Origin of the sequence: Corynebacterium ciconiae DSM 44920 (genome assembly GCF_030440575.1) — a bacterium.
Taxonomy (GTDB): domain Bacteria; phylum Actinomycetota; class Actinomycetes; order Mycobacteriales; family Mycobacteriaceae; genus Corynebacterium; species Corynebacterium ciconiae.
On the sequence record NZ_CP047189.1, the window covers coordinates 658,329 to 677,322 of the forward strand.

Annotated in this window: 19 protein-coding genes; 10 read left to right on the plus strand and 9 right to left on the minus strand. The window is 63.8% G+C overall.

What is annotated here, in order from left to right:
• Positions 1 to 19: 19 nt before the first annotated feature.
• From rsfS to holA, 6 genes are all read left to right on the plus strand, one after another.
• Positions 20 to 490, plus strand: coding sequence for a ribosome silencing factor (gene rsfS, locus CCICO_RS02860; RefSeq protein WP_018018959.1), 471 nt, complete (start codon positions 20 to 22; stop codon positions 488 to 490).
• A 4-nt stretch (positions 491 to 494) separates the two neighbouring features.
• The gene (locus CCICO_RS02865) at positions 495 to 1,199 is read left to right on the plus strand and encodes a histidine phosphatase family protein (protein ID WP_018018960.1); all 705 of its coding nucleotides are present in this window, start codon (positions 495 to 497) and stop codon (positions 1,197 to 1,199) included.
• Complete coding sequence (locus CCICO_RS02870) at positions 1,196 to 2,017, plus strand: DegV family protein (protein ID WP_018018961.1); 822 nt, start codon at positions 1,196 to 1,198, stop codon at positions 2,015 to 2,017. The genes CCICO_RS02865 and CCICO_RS02870 overlap by 4 nt, the downstream gene beginning before the upstream one ends.
• A 65-nt stretch (positions 2,018 to 2,082) precedes the next feature.
• Entirely contained in the window at positions 2,083 to 2,766 is a 684-nt protein-coding gene (locus CCICO_RS02875) for a ComEA family DNA-binding protein (RefSeq protein WP_018018962.1), read from the plus strand.
• Positions 2,763 to 4,208: a ComEC/Rec2 family competence protein gene (locus CCICO_RS02880; RefSeq protein WP_018018963.1), complete on the plus strand. Its 1,446-nt coding sequence runs from the start codon at positions 2,763 to 2,765 to the stop codon at positions 4,206 to 4,208. Before CCICO_RS02875 ends, CCICO_RS02880 begins: the two co-directional genes overlap by 4 nt.
• Positions 4,209 to 4,456: 248 nt before the next feature.
• Entirely contained in the window at positions 4,457 to 5,419 is a 963-nt protein-coding gene (gene holA / locus CCICO_RS02885; RefSeq protein ID WP_018018964.1) for a DNA polymerase III subunit delta, read from the plus strand.
• A 113-nt stretch (positions 5,420 to 5,532) separates the two neighbouring features.
• Here holA and rpsT read toward each other — a convergent pair whose 3' ends face one another.
• Entirely contained in the window at positions 5,533 to 5,799 is a 267-nt protein-coding gene (gene rpsT, locus CCICO_RS02890) for a 30S ribosomal protein S20 (RefSeq protein WP_018018965.1), read from the minus strand.
• Positions 5,800 to 6,049: 250 nt separating this feature from the next.
• Positions 6,050 to 6,622 (minus strand): type II toxin-antitoxin system PemK/MazF family toxin, encoded by a 573-nt coding sequence (locus CCICO_RS02895; protein WP_018018966.1) that lies wholly within the window; start codon positions 6,620 to 6,622, stop codon positions 6,050 to 6,052.
• A gap of 84 nt (positions 6,623 to 6,706) precedes the next feature.
• Between CCICO_RS02895 and lepA the strand changes: the two genes are divergently transcribed.
• Complete coding sequence (gene lepA, locus CCICO_RS02900) at positions 6,707 to 8,557, plus strand: translation elongation factor 4 (protein WP_018018967.1); 1,851 nt, start codon at positions 6,707 to 6,709, stop codon at positions 8,555 to 8,557.
• A gap of 75 nt (positions 8,558 to 8,632) precedes the next feature.
• Here the strand turns inward: lepA and CCICO_RS02905 are convergent, their stop codons facing one another.
• Genes CCICO_RS02905 through CCICO_RS02920 form a run of 4 tightly spaced genes read right to left on the minus strand, consistent with a single transcriptional unit; the run spans position 8,633 to position 12,955 of the window.
• Positions 8,633 to 9,349, minus strand: coding sequence for a queuosine precursor transporter (locus CCICO_RS02905; protein WP_018018968.1), 717 nt, complete (start codon positions 9,347 to 9,349; stop codon positions 8,633 to 8,635).
• Positions 9,350 to 9,360: 11 nt separating this feature from the next.
• Positions 9,361 to 10,137: a thioesterase family protein gene (locus CCICO_RS02910; protein WP_018018969.1), complete on the minus strand. Its 777-nt coding sequence runs from the start codon at positions 10,135 to 10,137 to the stop codon at positions 9,361 to 9,363.
• Between the two features lie 10 nt (positions 10,138 to 10,147).
• The gene (locus tag CCICO_RS02915; protein ID WP_018018970.1) at positions 10,148 to 10,972 is read right to left on the minus strand and encodes a hypothetical protein; all 825 of its coding nucleotides are present in this window, start codon (positions 10,970 to 10,972) and stop codon (positions 10,148 to 10,150) included.
• A 51-nt stretch (positions 10,973 to 11,023) separates the two neighbouring features.
• Positions 11,024 to 12,955 (minus strand): solute carrier family 23 protein, encoded by a 1,932-nt coding sequence (locus CCICO_RS02920; RefSeq protein ID WP_018018971.1) that lies wholly within the window; start codon positions 12,953 to 12,955, stop codon positions 11,024 to 11,026.
• Between the two features lie 253 nt (positions 12,956 to 13,208).
• Here CCICO_RS02920 and bioB point away from each other — a divergent pair, with 253 nt between their 5' ends.
• A complete protein-coding gene (gene bioB / locus CCICO_RS02925) occupies positions 13,209 to 14,246 on the plus strand; it encodes a biotin synthase BioB (protein WP_018018972.1) in 1,038 nt (345 codons plus the stop codon).
• The gene (bsaP, locus tag CCICO_RS02930) at positions 14,233 to 14,505 is read left to right on the plus strand and encodes a biotin synthase auxiliary protein BsaP (RefSeq protein ID WP_018018973.1); all 273 of its coding nucleotides are present in this window, start codon (positions 14,233 to 14,235) and stop codon (positions 14,503 to 14,505) included. Before bioB ends, bsaP begins: the two co-directional genes overlap by 14 nt.
• On the opposite strand, the gene CCICO_RS02935 is transcribed toward bsaP, so the two are convergent.
• Positions 14,502 to 15,404 carry a ribokinase gene (locus CCICO_RS02935; protein ID WP_018018974.1) on the minus strand — a complete coding sequence of 301 codons (903 nt, stop codon included), beginning with the start codon at positions 15,402 to 15,404 and terminating at the stop codon, positions 14,502 to 14,504. The two genes, bsaP and CCICO_RS02935, sit on opposite strands and share 4 nt — an antisense overlap.
• A gap of 142 nt (positions 15,405 to 15,546) precedes the next feature.
• Between CCICO_RS02935 and CCICO_RS02940 the strand changes: the two genes are divergently transcribed.
• Positions 15,547 to 16,488, plus strand: coding sequence for an ADP-ribosylglycohydrolase family protein (locus CCICO_RS02940; RefSeq protein WP_018018975.1), 942 nt, complete (start codon positions 15,547 to 15,549; stop codon positions 16,486 to 16,488).
• On the opposite strand, the gene CCICO_RS02945 is transcribed toward CCICO_RS02940, so the two are convergent.
• Both CCICO_RS02945 and CCICO_RS02950 read right to left on the minus strand, forming a co-directional pair.
• The gene (locus CCICO_RS02945; RefSeq protein ID WP_018018976.1) at positions 16,485 to 18,131 is read right to left on the minus strand and encodes a dipeptide ABC transporter ATP-binding protein; all 1,647 of its coding nucleotides are present in this window, start codon (positions 18,129 to 18,131) and stop codon (positions 16,485 to 16,487) included. The genes CCICO_RS02940 and CCICO_RS02945 overlap by 4 nt on opposite strands.
• Positions 18,128 to 18,991, minus strand: a complete 864-nt coding sequence (locus CCICO_RS02950; protein WP_018018977.1) for an ABC transporter permease — start codon at positions 18,989 to 18,991, stop codon at positions 18,128 to 18,130. The genes CCICO_RS02945 and CCICO_RS02950 overlap by 4 nt, the downstream gene beginning before the upstream one ends.
• Positions 18,992 to 18,994 lie beyond the last annotated feature (3 nt).

Below are 18,994 nucleotides of genomic sequence, written 5' to 3' on the forward strand. Positions count from 1 at the left end.
TTTAAAGGAGTTTTATTAAGTGACAGCACGAGAATCCGCTAAAAAATACGCATCGATCGCAGCGCTCGCGGCAAGCGAGAAGCTAGCTGAAGAGATCGCCGTGATTGATGTGTCTGAGCGCCTCGCCATTACCGAGTGTTTTGTGATTGCCAGCGCCGACAACGAGCGCCAAGTCAACGCCATCGTGGAGGAGGTCGAGGACCAGCTGGCTAAGGCTGGCCGGAACCACCCCACCCGCCGCGAAGGCACCCGCGAGGGACGGTGGGCGCTGCTGGATTATGAGGACATTGTGGTTCACATCTTCCGCGGCCCTGAGCGCCAGTTCTATGGCCTCGATCGCCTGTGGGCGGACTGCCCGCTGGTGGATGTTGAGGGCCTAGAAACCCTCACTCGCCCTGAGGATTGGGGCGATGAGGTAGATATCCGCCAGGTCAGCGACATCAATCAGATCCCCCTTGCCGGCGAGGATCCCTCCGAGAACGAAATCTAGAATCATGGGCCGACGACTTGTCCTGCTGCGGCACGGGGAGACCGAATACAATGCCACCGCTCGCATGCAAGGTCAGCTGGACACGAAACTCAGCGAGCGGGGTGTCATTCAGGCCCGTCAGGCGGCGCGCTACCTGTCGGGGCTGAACTTCGTGCGCGTTGTGTGCTCGGATTTGCAGCGCGCTCACGATACGGCGCGGGAAGTCTCGGCCTTGCTGGATGTTCCGCTTGTCACCGACGAGCGGCTGCGCGAAACCCACCTCGGTGAGTGGCAGGGCAAGTCGCATGCGGAGATCGACGCCGCCTCCCCCGGGGCGCGGGCTCGCTGGCGCCATGATGTGGCGTGGGCACCGCCCGGCGGAGAAACCCGCCTCGAGGTTGCCGCCCGGGCTCGGGCCGTGGTGGATCAGGCCATGGCCGAGTGTGAGGAATGGGAGGACGCCTCCATTCTGTTTGTGGCCCACGGCGGCACGATTAATGCGCTCACGGGATCGCTGTTGGGCTTCAGCACGGCGGAGGAGTTTTCCCGCCTGTCTACAGTGTCCAATACCTGCTGGGCACAGCTGCAGGCCCGCCCTCACTATGCCCCCGGCTCCTCTCGGCCGAAGTCTTTTACCCCAGAGAACATCGCCGATGCGCAGTGGTATCTCGAGGGGTGGAATGTTGGCGTCACCCCGGGACTTACAGTGTGTGAGGGCACGAACCCATGACGGTGCGCATCGTCACCGATTCCACCGCCTGTCTGCCGCACAAGCTCGCGGAGCAACTCGGCATCACGGTGGTGGATATTCATGTCACCCACTCCGATAAAGACAGCACCACTGCTGGGCTTTCGGCCCTCGAGCTGGTGGCCGCCTATGCCCGCCAGCTGGAGCGTGGCGGTGACGAGGGTGTGCTCGCCCTTCATATGTCTAAGGAGATTTCCTCCACGTGGTCTGCGGCTGTCACGGCCGCCGGGGTGTTTGACGAGAATATGGTGCGCGTCATCGACACCGAATCGCTGGGCCCCACCATCGGAAGTGCATGTGTGGCCGCGGCGCTTAAAGCGAACGAGGGCGCTGAGCTCGATGCCTGCTATGACGCAGCCATGGAGGTGCTAGAGCATTCCGAGGTGTGGTTTTATGTGCACAAGATCGATGACCTGCGCAAATCCGGCCGCCTTTCCGCCGCCAATGTGCTGTTCTCCGCCACTCTCGCTATTCGCCCGCTCATGCACCTCAAGCAAGGCCGCATCGAGATCGCGGCGAAAACCCGCACCCAAGCTAAAGCGCTGGCGAAGCTCGCCGAGGTGGTGGAGCTCTACTGCTGCGAGGAGCCCGCGGTGGTGACTGTGTTGCACCACGAGGCCCGTGAATCCGCCCGTACCCTGGCCACCCACATTGTCGAACGCATTCATCCTGCCTCCGCAGTGCGGCTCGATACCCTCGGCGCCGCCTTGGCCACTCACACCGGCCCCGGCACCATAGCGGTGAGTGTCACTCGCGGCAATCCCAGCGCCATCATCGCCGCCATGGCTGTGGATAACTAAACGTTCTGCACAGCCCTTCCCGCGCGCTTATCGACGCCATCTCCCTCACCCCTTAGCCTGCGGGCATGACTTCAGCCTCCCCTCTTGATCGCCTGCGCGCCCTTACCCGCCCCACCGGCGAAGAAGACCTGCTCCACGTTCGCTACCCCGATAACCCGCGCCTGCGCCTGACCCCGCGCCACGGGATCATCGCAGCTGTGGTCCTGCTTGTGCTCGGCGCGGCGTGTGTGCTGCCACAGCTGCGCGGTGCCGCCCCACCACCGGTGGAGTCGGTGGCTGTGTATGACGATGAGACTGTCGCGGACGAGCCGGAGGAGATCGTGGTGGCCGTGATCGGACATGTCGCCAACCCCGGGCTGCAACATCTGCCCGCGGGGGCACGCACCGATGATGCCTTGCGGCACGCCGCGCCGCTTCCAGAGGCGCAGCTTTCCGCCATCAATCTCGCCCAAAAACTCAGCGACGGACAGCAGCTCTACATCCCTGGGCCGGGCGAGACCCCAGCTCCCATCGGTGCCGCTGGCGGCGCCCCCGCTGATCCCGCTGCAGCCGCCGGCGGAAAAGTCTCGCTCAACAGCGCGGATAACACCGCCCTTGAGGCACTGCCCGGGGTCGGCGAGAAGACGGCCGCTGCCATCATCGCCCATAGAGAATCCGCCGGCCCTTTTACGAGTATTGAGCAACTCCGCGAAGTCAAAGGAATAGGGCCCGCAAAATTTGAGGCGCTCAAGGACGCAGTCACGTTGTGAACACCCCAGCCGCCTTCGTTGAACTACGCCTCGTGCCCCTTGCCTGCATGGCATGGGCAGTCACCTGGGTAGTGGTAGCCACCGACCACGGGATGGTGCTGGCTCCACTCCTCGGGCTCGCAGGGATCGCAGTAGCGATGGCATGGCGTGCGCCGGGTAGCGCGGTGGTGCTCGGTGTTTTGGCTGTGGTGCACGGCGGTGTCGCTCAGCTACGTCGGGTGCTCATCCATCAACACCCCGTCTCACATGCGCGCGGGCACTATGAGCTCAGGGGGCGTGTTATCAGCAGCGCCGAACTCAGCGGCGGGCGCAACTGCCTTACCCGGTTGCGACTGAGCCGCTACCCAGCTGATCTGCCCGTCTTTCACTCCTGCGAACGCTGGCAACCCGAACGCGGGGCGCAGGTGGAAGCGAGCGTGCAGCTCAGCGACGATACCCGCGCGGGGCTGAATGCCGTTATCGCCCGGTTGCAGGATGGGCGGGTGATTGCCGAGCCGCGTTGGTGGCATGACTGCGCGAATACCGTGCGCGCCCGATTCATTGACCTCGTGCAGCACACAGTGGGGGAGCGCTCTACTGGGCTTATCCCCGGCATGGTCTTTGGTGATACCTCACTGCAGAGTGAGAACGAGACCGCCGCCTACCTTGCTACGGGTCTTAGCCATCTCTCGGCTGTGTCTGGGGCGAATGTGGCCATGGTGACCACAGCCTGCGTGGTGCTGTGCCGGCTCGTTGGAGCAGGCCCGCGCCTGCAATGCACAGCTGCGGGATCCGCACTGGTGGCTTTCGTGCTGCTGGTGGGGCCGGAACCCTCGGTCAAAAGAGCAGCGGTGACGGGAACGGTGGGATTAGTGGTAGTGCTCACCGCCTCTCGTGCCGAACCGCTGCATACCCTGTCGGTGGCCATCATCGGCCTGTTGCTGTGGGACAGTGACCTCGCCGTCAGTTATGGCTTCGCTCTCTCCTGTGCAGCCACGGCGGGGATCGTGGCACTCAACCCGTATCTCTATCCGCGGCTGGCGCGACTACCCATCCCAGACATTGTGGCGCGCGCACTATCCGTAGCGATCGCTGCGGACATCGTGACCATGCCTCTCATTGCCCTCATGGCTGGGCGGGTCTCTCTCGTGGCGGTGGCAGCGAACGTGACCGTGGCCGCTGCAGTAGCACCCGTGACCATTCTGGGGCTGTGCGCTGTGGTGCTGGTGGCGGTGCGGGCTGAGCCGCTTGCAGCTCTGCTATTACATCTCATCGAGCCCTGCACCTGGTGGATCCACCGCTGCGCCGAATTCTATGCAGGCCTGCCTTGGGCCACCATCGATATCGACTCCGGCCCCCACTCCGTCATCGGCGTGGTGCTTGCCTGCTGCTGGTTCCTGGTGATGCTGCCTCCGCGGCGGAAGGGGGTGGGTAAGAAGGAAGGCGCGCCTCAGACCTCGTGAAGGCTAATGCAGGCACCATCGCTGCACTGCATTTTTTCAAGCCCCTGCGCTATTCGCGGCCGAGAGTGACGGCTCCACGCGGTAGTCGATGTTCACCTATTACGTGCGCTGCGTGATTATGGCGTTTATGGCGAGGGGGCTGGATTCAAATGAGCCCTATTGCTGAGAGATTCCAACACCTCGGTGAACCCCAGGTTGCTGAGGGCCTTACTCTGCCCGCTGTTGCTTCCCCCGTGGCGGCGCGTGGCATGATGGAGGGCGTGTCTGTACCAGCCTTGCACCTCGTTCTGGGCGAGGAGGAGTTTCTCGCCGAGCGCGCTCAGCGCGCGGTCGTTCGCGCCGTATCTGAGCAAGCGGGCCAGCCGGTGCCGGTAACCAAGCTGCGCGCCGGTGAGGTCACCACCAGTGAGCTCATCGAGCTGCTTAGCCCTTCGCTTTTTGCTGAGGAACGAGTGGTGGTGTTCACCCACGCACACGAGGCGGGGGAGGAGGCCGCGAAGCTGCTGCTAGAGGCGGCGGTGGACCCAGCGGAGGGCATTACGCTGATCGTGCTGCACTCTGGTGGGGGTCGGCAGAAAAAGATGGCCACCAAGCTGGCCAAGATCGCCACGGTGCACGAGGCGCACAAGATTAAGCGGCACGAGCTTCCCGGCTTCGTCAACGCTGAGTTCCGCTCCCACGGGGTGCGCCCCACCCCGGATGTGGTCACGGCCGTGCTGGAAGGCGTTGGCTCGGATCTCCGAGAGCTTGCCAGCGCGGTGAGCCAGCTGGTCTCCGATACCGATGGCGATGTCACCCTGCAGGCCGTGCGCACGTTCTACTCCGGCGTGGCAGAGGTTTCGGGCTTCGATATTGCCGATCTGGCCTGCGCCGGCCGAGTGGAACGAGCGGTGGCCTCCACCCGTCGCGCCTTGCAGCTTGGGGTATCTCCGGTGTTGATTTCGGCGGCCTTGGCTAACTCGGTGGGGGCGATTGCGCGGCTGTACTCGGTGCGCGGTCGAATCAATGGCCAAGAGCTGGCTCGGGTGGTGGGACTGCCGCCGTGGAAAGTAGAGAAGGTGGCCGCCGCGGCGCGGCGCTGGAGCAGCCGCAATGTCAGTGAAGCCGTCATCGTGGTGGCAGAACTCGACGCCGCGGTAAAAGGCCAAGGCCTAGAACCCAATTACGCGGTGGAGTTCGCCGTGCGTCGCATCGCGGAACTCGCCCGCTAGCATCCGCCGGTTCCGCCCCAGCCACCAGCGCAGAAAAAACCGCGCCGAGCACACAGAATGTGAGTGCCTACGGCGCGGTGGGGGAGAAGGCGTGCACGCCTTCTGGGAGGCTTTTAGCCCTCCATCTTGTTGAAGGCGTGAGCCATCTTGGACTTCTTGTTCGCCGCGTTGTTGCGGTGGAACACGCCCTTGGACACAGCCTTATCCAGCTTGCGGGAAGCAACGCGCAGCTGGGACTCAGCGGCAGCCTTGTCGCCGGCCTCGACAGCCGCGCGGAACTTGCGGATCTCGGTGCGCACAGCGGAGCGGATGGACTTGTTGCGCATACGAGCCTTCTCGTTGGTCAGGATGCGCTTCTTCTGAGACTTGATGTTTGCCATGGTCTAGAACCTCTTTATCGTTGGCGGAGTATGGTCACTGTCAGCCACGTTCGCGCTGGTATAAACCATGTCCGCCGCTCAAGAAAGCTCAGGGCGGACGCGTGGAGCAGGGAGATGAACTCAAGGTACTGAACATCTATTGCGCCACTCTGGCTCGGCGACCACCGACGATGTATCGGTAGTTCGCGCGCGCGAAAATGAACAACTCGACACACTCTAGCAGGAGGCGGTGGGGCCGACCAAACAGTCACTAACTCCAGCCGAACTCGGAGCGCAGCCGGTGCGCGATCTTGCCGAAACGCCGCCGCGGCAGAATCGCCCCTTGGCGCCTGATACCCAGTTCGGAGGCCTCGATCACTCGGTCAATGCGCACCCAAGACTGCCCGCCGGCGAGATCCCAGTTGCCGGAACCGATATCGAGCCACGAAGGATCGTTTTGATGCTCCGGGTTGGAGGAGATGAGCAGGCCTAAAATGGTTTGGCGGGTGCGTCCCACCACCACGAGGGCGCGGTCTTCCGGTTCGGAGGTTGCTTCCGTGCGCAGCCACACCCACACCACCTCGCCCGGCTCTGCTTGGCCGTCCATGTCTGCTGCGTAGTAGATGTTGCGCGAGAGCATGCGGCTATCGTGCACCAGCACCGAGGTGGCGGCGCGCAAGCGGCGCAAGTCTTCGGTGGTTTCGGTGCCGGAGATCCCGAGGCGTTCGCGCACGGTGTCGAGGGTATCGTCCAGGTCATCGTCGCTGGGAGGATGAAATTGTTCGGCGACATAGCGCACCGAGGACCGCAGCGAGGAAGCGATGGCGCCGAGTCTGTCTCCCATGCCTGCCCAGTTTATACGCCGTTGGCGTGGGCGTCGATAAGCCTCGGGTAGGGTATGAGGGGCTAAAACAGGGAAGGTTGAGATATGGCAATCAATTGTGCGGAAACTACGTTCACGGATCCGGCGCAGATCCGTAATTTCTGCATCATCGCGCACATTGACCACGGCAAGTCCACATTGGCGGATCGTATTCTGCAGCTGACGGGCGTGGTCGATGAGCGCGATATGCGTGATCAGTACCTCGACAACATGGATATTGAGCGCGAGCGCGGTATCACGATCAAAGCGCAGAACGTGCGCCTGCCGTGGGTGCCGCGCACCGGCGCCCATGCCGGGGAGCAGATCGTGCTGCAGATGATCGACACCCCCGGCCACGTGGACTTCACCTACGAGGTCTCGCGTGCCCTCGAGGCATGTGAGGGCGCAATTTTGCTTGTCGACGCCGCCCAGGGCATCGAAGCCCAAACCCTGGCGAATCTCTATCTGGCGATGGAAAACGATCTCGAGATCATCCCTGTGCTCAACAAGATCGACCTTCCCGCCGCGGATCCTGAGAAATACGCTTTCGAGATCGCCCACATCATCGGCTGCGAGCCGGAAGAGGTGCTGCGGGTCTCAGGCAAGACAGGCGAGGGCGTGGAGGCCCTGCTCGATAAGGTTTGTGAGCTCGTGCCTGCCCCCACCAGCGTGGTGCCGGCCACGGCACCGGCTCGCGCGATGATCTTCGACTCGGTGTATGACACCTACCGTGGTGTGGTCACCTACATTCGTGTCTTCGACGGCAAGCTCGAGCCGCGCCAGAAGCTGAAGATGATGTCTACCGGTGCCACTCACGAAACCCTCGAGATCGGCGTGATGAGCCCCACCGCGAAAAAGTGCCAAGGCCTCGGCCCCGGCGAGGTGGGCTATTTGATTACCGGTGTGAAGGATGTGCGCCAGTCCAAGGTGGGCGACACCGTCACTTGGGCCACCGGGGGTGCAGAGACGCCCCTGCGCGGCTACCAGGAGCCTAAGCCGATGGTGTATTCCGGTCTTTTCCCGATCTCCCAGGAGCAGTACCCGGATCTCCGCGATGCGCTGGAGAAGCTGCAGCTTAACGACGCCTCGCTGACCTTCGAGCCCGAGACCTCCGTGGCACTGGGCTTCGGTTTCCGTTGCGGTTTCCTTGGCCTGCTGCACATGGAGATCACCCGCGACCGCCTCGAGCGCGAATTTGACCTAGATTTGATCTCTACTGCGCCGAGCGTGAACTACCGCGTGGTTGATGAGGCTGGGGTGGAGTCGATCGTCTACAACCCCTCGGATTGGCCCTCGGGCAAGCTGCGCGAGGTGTGGGAGCCGATCGTGAAAACCACGATCATCATCCCCGCCGACTTCGTGGGCCCCACCATGGAGTTGTGCCAGTCCAAGCGCGGCCAGCTCGGCGGCATGGATTATCTCTCCGAGGACCGCGTGGAGCTGCGCTACACCATGCCTTTGGGCGAGATCATCTTTGACTTCTTCGACATGCTCAAGTCCCGCACCAAGGGCTATGCCTCCCTCAACTACGAGGATGCCGGCGAACAAGAGGCCGATCTGGTGAAGGTGGACATCCTGCTCCAGGGTGAGCCGGTGGATGCTTTTAGCGCTATTGTGCACCGCGATCACGCCCGCACCTATGGCAATAAGATGACCGTAAAGCTCAAGGAGCTCATCCCGCGCCAGCAGTTCGAGGTGCCGGTGCAGGCTGCGATCGGCTCGAAGGTGATTGCCCGCGAGAACATTCGTGCCCTGCGTAAGGATGTGCTCTCCAAGTGCTACGGCGGCGATATTTCGCGTAAGCGCAAGCTGCTGGAGAAGCAGAAGGCCGGTAAGAAGCGCATGAAAAATATCGGCTCGGTGTCGGTGCCGCAGGAGGCCTTCGTGGCCGCGCTGTCCACCGATGAAGGCAAATAGTTAGAGCAAAAAATAAGGGTGCGAGATCGCAGGCGCATGTCGCCGCGGTCTCGCACCTTGTGCGTCTGGAGGGGTTTACCAGGTGGTGGGGTCGGTCTTGCGCACCCAAGCGATCACGGCATAGGTGATGGGCATGACCACGATTTCCATGGCGGTCTTCCACACGAAGCCCACGATGGTGTAGTTGATGGCATCGCCCCAGGTAGTGATGCCGATGACAGAGGCGGCGATGGCACAGAAAATGATGGTGTCGGCGAGTTCGCCCACAACGGTGGAACCCAGCAGGCGGGCCCACAGGTTCTTTTGGCCGCTGCGCTTTTTCATCGACGCCAGCACGAAGGAGTTGAGCAGCTGGCCGACGAGATAGCCGGCGAGGGAGGCAATGAAGATCTGGGGGACCAAGCCCAATACCGTGGCAAAGGCCTCGTCATTGTCGTAGAAGTCCGCGGCAGGAAGCCAGATGGCGATGTAGAAGGTGACGATGGCCAGCACGGCGGTGCCGAAGCCGGTGAAGATCATCCGGCGGGTGTTTTTAAAGCCGTAGCATTCGGTGAGGACATCGCCAATCACATAGGCGAGGGGGAAGAGGAAGAAGGCGCCGTCGGTGACCAAGGGGCCGATGCTCACACCCTTGGTGGCGGTGATATTCGACAGCAAAAACACGGCGACAAACACGGCGCCGAAGATGGGAAACAGCGAGCGTTGTGGCTGAGGGCCACCGGAGGTAGACGCGGCGACGGAGGCTGTTGACTCCGCCGCCTGCCCAGATGCGGGCGCATTATGAACAGTCATAGCCAAGCATTTTAAGGCCGCACTGTCAGCGTCTGTGACAACACCCCGATCGGGCCCTTCTCGTCGTGCAGATGGGTGTGGGTGAGCCCATGGCCTGCGGGGCCGATGCTCATGGTGGTGTCCGCGCCAAACCAGTGGCCTTCGGGGGAGCGGAAGAGGTGAATGCTGAGATCGATATTGGGATAGGCCACCTCCTTGGGGTTGTGCTTGAGCACCAGCCCGTTCACGATGTCCACCACCGTCATTAGCTTCACTAGTGGCGACACCTTAACCCCCTCGAGCAGGGGCGTGCGTGAAGACAACCACCCCTGGGCATGGCCTGGGCTGATGACCGTGCGGTGCGCATCCACACTATCGACAAAGGCGCCCTCCCACGCCTCGAGGAAATTCCATGTGGGAATGGCGTAGCGGGAGGGCATGCGCTCCAGTGCAGTCGATTCGATGCGTGCGGTATCGAAGGCGGTGGAAAACCAGCCGCGGGCAATGGCCACGGGGCGATCGCCAATGATCAGCCGCGCCTGCACCAACTCGATGGTGCGGCCGGGGCGAATCACCTCGGTATCCACCCGCACCTCGCCAATCGGGGCGGTGCCCAAGATGTCAAAGCTGATCCGAGAGAGATCTAGGTTGTCCTCACCGCGGCGGGCGGCGAAATCCTCCTGCAGGATGTGAGTGAGCAGTCCCAACGCGGGGGCGATATGAATCTCTTTCGGATTCCACGCGCCGGCCGTGAGCTCAGTGGCAACAAACTCGGTGGCGCTCCTGCGAGTGAAATAGGCGTTTGACATAGGTCACACTCTACTCGGCTGCTTTACCTCGTCCCCCGTTTTTGGGCGAGTCAACCACCAGCTCGAGGGCCGGTCGGTGCCCACCCATCCAGCTGGCCTGCTGGGCGCGCAGGTGCTGGCCATGCACCTCAAGGGTGTCGCCTGAGGCGATGGGTTGGTGCGTCAGCGCCCACTGGCACACATCGGTCATCACGTTGTAGACCTCGCTGGGGCTGGCCGTCGAATGTAGCTGTAGCTCCGGATGCCCAGCTTCCACCATGCCGATGCTCATGCCCTGGGCCCCTGTGGCGGTGCGGGTGACAACCACATCCACCACATAGCCGGAGACCACATCGTGGCGCACCGCCTCGATAAACACCAGCGGATCCAGGGCGAAGGGGCGGCTTGCGCCGCGGAAGGCGTGACACACCGCGAGGGCATCGGGGCGGGCGGCCACGGCCGCGGCCAACTCGGCGTGCATATAGTTCAGTTCCCGCACATTCTCGCGGTGAGAAAGCAGTGGGCGCACATCGGAGTGCACGCCCACCTCAAGCACCGAGGCGGCGTCGGCAAGCGTGCGCTGCGGCCCGAGAACGGCATGCAGGTGAGGCGTGGGGTAGTTGCTGGCGCTGTGGGTGCTGAGGGCATAGCGCACCTGCTCATCGAGGACGCACCCAAGACCAGGGTGCTCGTCGAGCTGGGTAGCGAGACGGTCGCCGAATATCCCGTGCAGGTGGCTGCGTATCTCCTGCAAGGAGGGGGTATCGGTGAGCAGTACGCGATAGCTCGGGCGAGGGGTGAGGGCCGCGGGGTCGACGCTGATGGGTGTCAGCGGCGCGGAGGTAGACGGGCTCATGGATTTCTCCTTCTAGTGAGGGACAGCCTCCATGCTAGAGATCCGCACCGGCTAGTCGATTTCGGTGAACTTACGATCCCAGGCGGATCGCACCGGATTGGCGTCGGCAAGCACCATGTCGAAGCGGTCATTAGCGATCTCGACGATCTCGCTCAAAGTGCGGCGCAGCTCTTGTTCTTCGGAATTTTCGAGGCGGTGCACACCATCGGCGATGATGGTCTCGATGGTGGCATCGGTGCGCAGACAGGCCACCCAGGGCATGCCGAACTTCTCGCGATAGGAGTTGGCCAGCAGCTGCAGCTGCTCGGTCTCTACGTCATCGGCCTCGCCAAGCCCCACCGAGCCGCGGGCGCGGTGCAGGCGCTCATCCGCAGAATCAGTGGTGCTGAGCACGAGGGTGGCCATATCGGGGTAGTCGTCGATGAGGCGAATGCGCTCCTCCGGCTCGGCCATGAGCACGGCCACCTGTACCGCTTCGCGTAGGGCCTGGACATCCTCGAAGGGGCGGGCCTCCCAAGCGCGCTCCAGCGGCCACTTCTCCTCATTGAACAGCGGGGAGAGGGTGCGCACGAACTCCTCGCGGTCCATGTTGTTGACAGAGCTCAACGACACCCCGCGGCCATTATGCCGAGCCACATCCGAGCCAGCCTGGGCGCCGAGGTGGAAGAACACAATGTTGAGCACGATGGCGGTGATTGCGCCAATGGTCATGCCGGAGGAAACAAAGATGCGTGCCCATTCGGACAGGGCATCAGCGATCTCGGGTTTGAAGGTCACCAGCATCGCCAAGCCGAGCGCGGTGGTCACGATCACGGCGTTGCGATCGTCCTTCCAATCGGACTTGCCGATGGTTTGCATGCCCACCCAAGCGACGTTGGCGAACAAAGCCAGCGATGCACCGCCGAGCACCGGGGCGGGAATGGAGGCCACGATAGCGCCCGCCTTGGGCAGAAGGCCCAAGAGGATCATGAAGCCCGCGGCGGAGGCGGCCACCCAGCGCGACTTCACACCGGTGATGCGCACCAGCCCAACGTTCTGGGCGAAGCAGGTGTAGGGGAAGGAATTGAGAACACCACCGAGCAGGGTGGACAGGCCATCGGCGCGAATGGCGCGCTCCACATCCGGCTTGCCAATGCGCTTGCGCACGATCTCGCCGGTGGCGAAAACATCGCCGGTGGTTTCCACCATGGTGATCACCATGACGATGAGCAGGGAGACGATTGCGGCGGCGTTAAACTGCGGCACGCCGAAATAGAAAGGAGTGGTGATTCCCAGCGGGGCGGCATCGCCGACCTTGGACAGATCGGTATCCCCCAATAGCAGCGCCGCGGCGGTGCCCAGGACCAGGCCGAAGAGCACCGAGAGCGTGCCCATGAAACCACGGAAGAAGCGCTGCACCAACACGATGATGGCCAGGGTGCCGAAGGCGTAGGCGAGATCGCGGGAATCTGGGGTGCCCTCGGCGTAATTAGTGAAGTCATTGGCAGAGACCGCCAGCAGCGAGGTGCCCATCACCAGCAGCACGGTGCCGGTGACCACGGGCGGGAAGAAGCGCAGCAGGCGCCCAAACAGCGGCGCAACAAAGAAGGTGAAGAGGCCGGCGGCAATCACCGCGCCGTAGATGGTGGGCAGCGACTCCGCACCGCCCTGGCCGTCGGTCACGCCGAGGCCGATCGCGATGATCGGCGCCACCGCCGTGGTTGTGACACCCTGCACCAGCGGCAGCCGCACGCCCACGTGCTTGCCTATGCCCACCACCTGAATCAGGGTGGCGATGCCACAGGTCAGCAGATCGGCGTTAATGAGGTGAATAGTGGTTTCCGCGTCCAGATTCAGTGAGCTGGCGATCAGCAGCGGCACGATCACCGCGCCGGCGTAGAAGGCCAGCACGTGCTGCAGGCCGAGGGCCGCGAGCTTGCCGGGGGAGGGGACGTGGTGAACAGGATGGGTGCGCTGCACGGCGGTGGGGGTGGAAGTGGCCACGGCTGGCGTCTCTCCTTATCTCAGAAAAGAAGCTGGAAAGGGCAAAATATGCGCCTTTCACCTTAGAGCCTGCTGATAATCGAACCTAGCTGTGGGGCCGCAGCCTCACCCCCGCCACCGCGTAATGCACGGTGCTTATCGACGCTCACAAGCGGTGAACAGCGTTCGAGGTGGTGTGTTATCGTTGACACATCTGTTGCTAAACGATGTTCATCTCATGCAACACCATCGCCCACGACACAGGAGTACAGCTATGACCACGGCTACGCAGGACGCCCAGGGTAGCGCCCTTGATGAGAGCAACATTCTCGAGCTCGCACGCACCAAGGTGCTCGAGCGCGGCGAAGGACTGAACTACGAGGAGACTCTCGCGGTGCTGAATCTGCCCGACGAGAAGATCGAAGAGCTCCTCGAACTGGCGCACGAGGTGCGCGTGAAGTGGTGCGGCGACGAAGTTGAGGTGGAGGGCATTGTCTCGCTGAAGACCGGCGGCTGCCCCGAGGACTGCCACTTCTGTTCCCAGTCGGCCATGTTCAACAGCCCCGTGCGTGCCGCGCGTATTGACATCCCTGAGCTGATTGAATCGGCCAAGCAGACCCGCAAGACCGGCGCCAGCGAATTCTGCATCGTGGCCGCCGTACGCGGCCCGGACGAGCGGCTGATGAATGATCTCATCGACGCCACCCATGCCATTAAGGACGAGGTGGATATCGAGATCGCTGCCTCGGTGGGCATGATCACCCTCGAGCAGGCGCAGCGCCTCAAGGACGCCGGCGTGCACCGCTATAACCACAACCTTGAGACCAGCGAGTCCTACTTCCCGCAGGTTGTTACCACCCACACCTTCGAGGAGCGCATCGACACCCTCAAGAACGTGCGCCAGGTGGGTATGGAGGTCTGCACCGGCGGTATTTTGGGGCTGGGTGAAACCCGTGAGCAACGCGCCGAGTTCGCTCAAAACTTGGCCTCGGTGGACCCCACCGAGGTGCCCATGAACTTCCTCGACCCCCGCCCGGGTACTCCCTTTGCTGATAAGGAGCCCATGGAGGCCAACGAGGCCCTGCGTGCCATTGGTGCCTTCCGTCTGGCTCTGCCCAAGACCACCCTGCGCTTCGCCGGTGGACGCGAACTCACTCTCGGCGATCTCGGTGCCGAGCAGGGCTTGCTGGGCGGTATCAACGCGGTGATCGTGGGCAACTACCTCACCACCTTGGGCCGTCCCGCCGAAACCGACCTCGACATGTTGGGCAAGCTGCGCCTGCCGATCCGAGCCCTCAATGAGACGATCTGATTCGGACGAGCTGCTCATCGCCGTTCTCACCGGCGAGGCCCCCATCTATCACCCCAACACGGGCCAGCCGGTGGACGAGTCGGCTGAGCGCAACACCAAGGGGCTGAAGGAGCTGAGCCGCGGCGCCAAGATTGGCCTTGAGCCGCCGCGATTTTGTCAGATCTGCGGCCGCCGGATGATCGTGCAGGTGCTGCCCATGGGCTGGGTGGCGCACTGCTCGCGCCACGGCGAGCTCGATTCGCGCGCCCTCGAGCGCTAGCTCGGCAAAGTATCCTCCGCGCTCGGGTAGGAGGTTTGGGCTCCTGCGCGAGTTGCGGCGAAGGCGCCGACTCGACAGCCCAGCGCGGTGGCTTCCACCAGTTCTGCGCCGCTGTCGAGTGCCGCCACCAACGCCCCCGCGCAGGCATCCCCGCAGCCGGTGGTGTCTACTGCCTGCACCGTAGCGGCCGGCACCCGATGGATTCCCGCCGCGGTGGCCACCAGCGCCCCCTGCGCGCCCAAGGTGAGTACCACGCTGGCAAAGCCCGCCGCGCATAGTCGTTCCGCCAGTTCCTCGGGGCTGCCCTGGGAGTCAAGGTTGTAGTGCTGTGCAATCAGGCCCGCCTCGTGCTCATTGGCAATGAGCGGATCAGCGTGCAGCAGCGCCTGCCGATCCATCTCAATCACCGGCGCAAGGTTCACCACTACCCGCACCTCGTGGTGGCGGGCCAGTTCAATGGCCCGCTCGATGGTGGTGGCTGGGATTTCGCCCTGAAGTAGCAGGATTGAGGACTGAGCAATGAGGTCCTCGTGGGCATCCACCATCTCGGGGCTCAGGGCGGCATTGGCGCCCGGCACCACCACGATGCTGTTCTCCCCGTCCTCGGCCACGGTGATCACCGCCAACCCAGTGGGGCCGTCTACCGTGCTGATGCCCTCCTCACCCATGCCGGTCTGCTGCATGATGGCGCAGGCCGGTGCAGCATAGGAATCGGTGCCTACGGCGCCGATCATGTGCACCGTGGCCCCCATGCGGGCGGCAGCCACGGCCTGGTTGGCGCCTTTCCCACCGGGGGAGACGGTGCTGCTGGTTCCCAGCAGGGTTTCACCTGGGGCGGGTTGCCGCTGCACCGTCACGGTGAGATCGGCATTGATAGAACCTACGACAGCGATGCTCATGCCCCCGAATTCTAGCCGATAGCAGCGCAATCGAACGCAGCTACGAGTGGGCTACGTGGGGTGTCTGGGGGCTGTCTTAGAATGCGGTTGAAGCATGGTCTACACAGGTCGTGTTCGAGGATGAGGAAGAAGGAGAGCGCATATGGTCAGGTCACATCAGCTTGAACGAGCACGCGGCGCCCTGTACGGGCAGTTGATTGGGGATTCCCTCGGGAGCCTGGTGGAGTTCCAATCCGCGGAGTCCATCCATACCCAGTACCCGCAGGGGGTGCGCGCTCTCGCCGACGGTGGCACCTATGGGCTTAGTGCCGGCCAGCCCACCGATGATTCCGAGATGGCGCTGTCGCTGGCAGAGTCTCTGGTGCGACACAACGGTTTCGTGGTGGAGGATGTGGCCGCCACTTATCGACGCTGGGCGCACTCCGATCCCTTCGACATCGGGCTCACCTGTTCCTCGGCGCTCAACCGCGGAGAGAAGAACCCGAAGTCCCAAGCAAACGGTGCCCTGATGCGTGTCAGCCCGCTCGGCATCTTCGGCGCCCGCCTGTTGGAAGAGCCCGATGGGGCAGAGCAGCTGGCGCAGTGGGCGCGGGAGGAATGCGCGATCACCCACATCAACCCGCTGTGCACCGACATCCAAGCGGTGTATGTGCTGAGCATCGCCCGCATCATTTCCACGGGCGCGGACCGCGCCGAGGCCCTCGAGATCGTCCAGGCCGAGGCAGCATCGCATCCGGAAGTGGCGGCCTTGGTGCGCGAACACATCGACACGCCACCGGCCGAATATCTCATGCACCAGGGGTGGGTGACAATCGCCTTCGGCAACGCCGTCTATGAGCTCGCCTCGCCGCTGCGGGCCGAGGAATCTTTGGTGCGCACCGTGGGCAGGGGCGGGGATACCGATACCAATGCGGCAATCACCGGCGCGCTTGTGGGCGCGGTCGACGGCATGCACGCCTGGCCTTCTCGCTGGGTGGATGTCATCGACTGCTTCCACCAGGACGACAGCTCGCCTCGGCCCAGGCCCCGCGAATACTGGCCCAATCACGCCTATGCCTTGGCGGGCTCACTGGTGGGCGCCTAGGGGTGAAGCTGGGGGACGGCGTCGATAAGCGCGCGCGTGTAGCTGGCGCGGGGAGCGGAAAAGAGCGCGGCAACCTCTTCCTGCTCAATCAGCTCTCCTCGGCGTAGCACCATCACCTCGGAGCACAGCGCCTGGACCACCCCGAGGTCATGGGAGACAAACACCAGCCCCAGTTGATAGTCGTGTACGACCTGGGTGAGTAGGTTGATCACCTGGGCGCGGGCGGAGACATCGAGGGCAGAGACAGGCTCATCCGCCAGCAGCACTCGCGGACGCGGCGCCAGGGCCCGGGCCAGCGAGATGCGCTGGCGCTGCCCGCCGGAAAACTCGTGTGGATAGCGCTGGGCCACGTCCGGCTCCAACCCCACATCCGCTAGTACTTCCCGCACCCGCTCGGCCCGCTCCGCCGTGCTCATGCGCGCCGCGCGCAGCGGCTCGGCGATGCTCTCCCCAACGCGCATCCGCGGATCGAGTGAGGCGGCGGGGTCCTGAAACACCATCTGCGAGCTAGCCTGCAGCACGCCAGAGCTAGCTCGGCGTCCATCGACGCGTATCGCGCCGGTGTCACTGGTATCGAGTCCGGCGAGCAGGCGCACAAGGCTGGACTTGCCCGAACCAGACTCGCCCACCACTCCCAGCCTTTGCCCAGCCCGCAGCTGCAGCGACACCGGGGCCAAGGCCTGGGTGGTGCGGCGGGAACGGGCCCGCCACCCACGAAAGCGATAGCTCTTCGATATCCCATCGGCTTCCAGCACCACCGGCCCGAGAGCGGGAAACTCTGGGCGGGCATGGGCGTGGCCGGGGCTGTAGCTCTCATCCGCGCTGCCCACCGTGTACAGCCGTCCCTGGGGATCGCGCGCCGCCAGATCTGAGGCAGCCACCAGCCCCCGGGTGTAGCTATGGGTGGGCTCGTGCAATACCTGCTGGGTGCTGCCGCGCTCGACGATCTCGCCGCGGCGCATCACCATGACCCGCTCGCACATCCGCGCCATCACCCCAAGATCGTGAGTGATAAACAGCACCGCTGTGCCGCGCTGCTGGGCCAGCTGGGTCAGGGTGTCCAGAATGGAGGCCTGCACCGTGGCATCGAGGGCGGTGGTGGGCTCATCGCAGATGATGAGCTCGGGGTCGTTGGCTAGGGCGATGGCGATAAGCACCCGCTGTCGCTGGCCACCGGAGAGCTGGTGCGGATAGCGCCCGTACAACTCCTCTGGGTCCGGTAGGCGCACCTGGTCTAGCAGCTCCACGCTGCGGCGCCTAAGAGCGGGGGAGTCGAGATTCGGCTGGTGCAGCTTGAGCGCTTCTCGCACCTGCGGCCCTATTTTCATCAGCGGATTCAGCGCCGTCATGGGTTCTTGAAACACCATGGAGATCCGGCGGCCCCGCAGCCGCGCATAGCGGCGAGGGGAGTAGTCCAAGAGATTGCCGGGCTGATCGCGCAACGTGATATGCCCGCTGCTGTGCAGCGTGTGCGAGTGCAGGCCCATGATGCTCAGCGCGGTTAGTGACTTGCCCGAGCCGGATTCGCCAATAATGCCCACCGTTTCGCCGGGGGCGATCGACAGGCTCACCCCGTTGAGTAGCTGGTGCCCGTCTCTTGTGGACACCTTCAGATCCTCTACCTTCAGTACGGTATCGCTCATTGGCTGGCCTTTCGTGTCGAGTGCAGGCGGGGATCTAGGAGGTCGCGCAGCCCATCGCCGAGCAGGTTGAAGCCCAGCACCGTGGCGGCGATCGTCAGGCCCGGCCACAGGGCTAGCTGCGGGGCGGTATAGAGCGATGCCTGGGCCGATTGCAGCATTCGCCCCCACGAGGGCTCCGGCGGTGGGGTGCCCAAACCGAGAAAGCTCAAGCCCGCCTCGGCGAGAATCGCCAAGGCAAAAGCCACCGAGGCCTGGACGATCACCAGACTGAGAATATTGGGCAGCACATGCCGCAGCGCGATCGCCGGCCCCGAGGCCTGGGACATGCGGGCGGCGGCGATGAAGTCCTGGGAGAGCACGCTGAGAGTGGCGGCGCGGGCCACCCGCGCGAAACCTGGAATCGCGGCAATACCGATGGCCACCATCGCCGACCAGGTAGAAGTGCCCAGCACCGCCCCGAGCACAATGGCCAGCAGTAGCGCGGGGAAAGCCAGCAGCAGATCGGCGCCGCGCATCACCAACGCATCCACCATGCCCCCGCGCATCGCGGCGGTCATCCCGAGCGGGACCCCACAGAGCATGCCGATGCTCACCGCCACCATCCCCACGCCGAGAGTGATATGTGCCCCAGCCATCAACTGGGAGGCCACGTCCCTGCCATAGCGGTCGGTGCCCAGCCAGTGCTCGGCGCTCGGGCCTGCGAGCCGGTGCTGCGGCATCGCGTGTAGGGGATCGAAGGGCGTCCACACCAATGCCACCAGTGCGGTGAGCACCACCAGCGCTACGAGGGTGCCACCGATGATGAGGCTGGTGGGAAGGCGGCGGCGCGCGCCGCGGGGACCCCGAGAACTCCTAGGCATCTG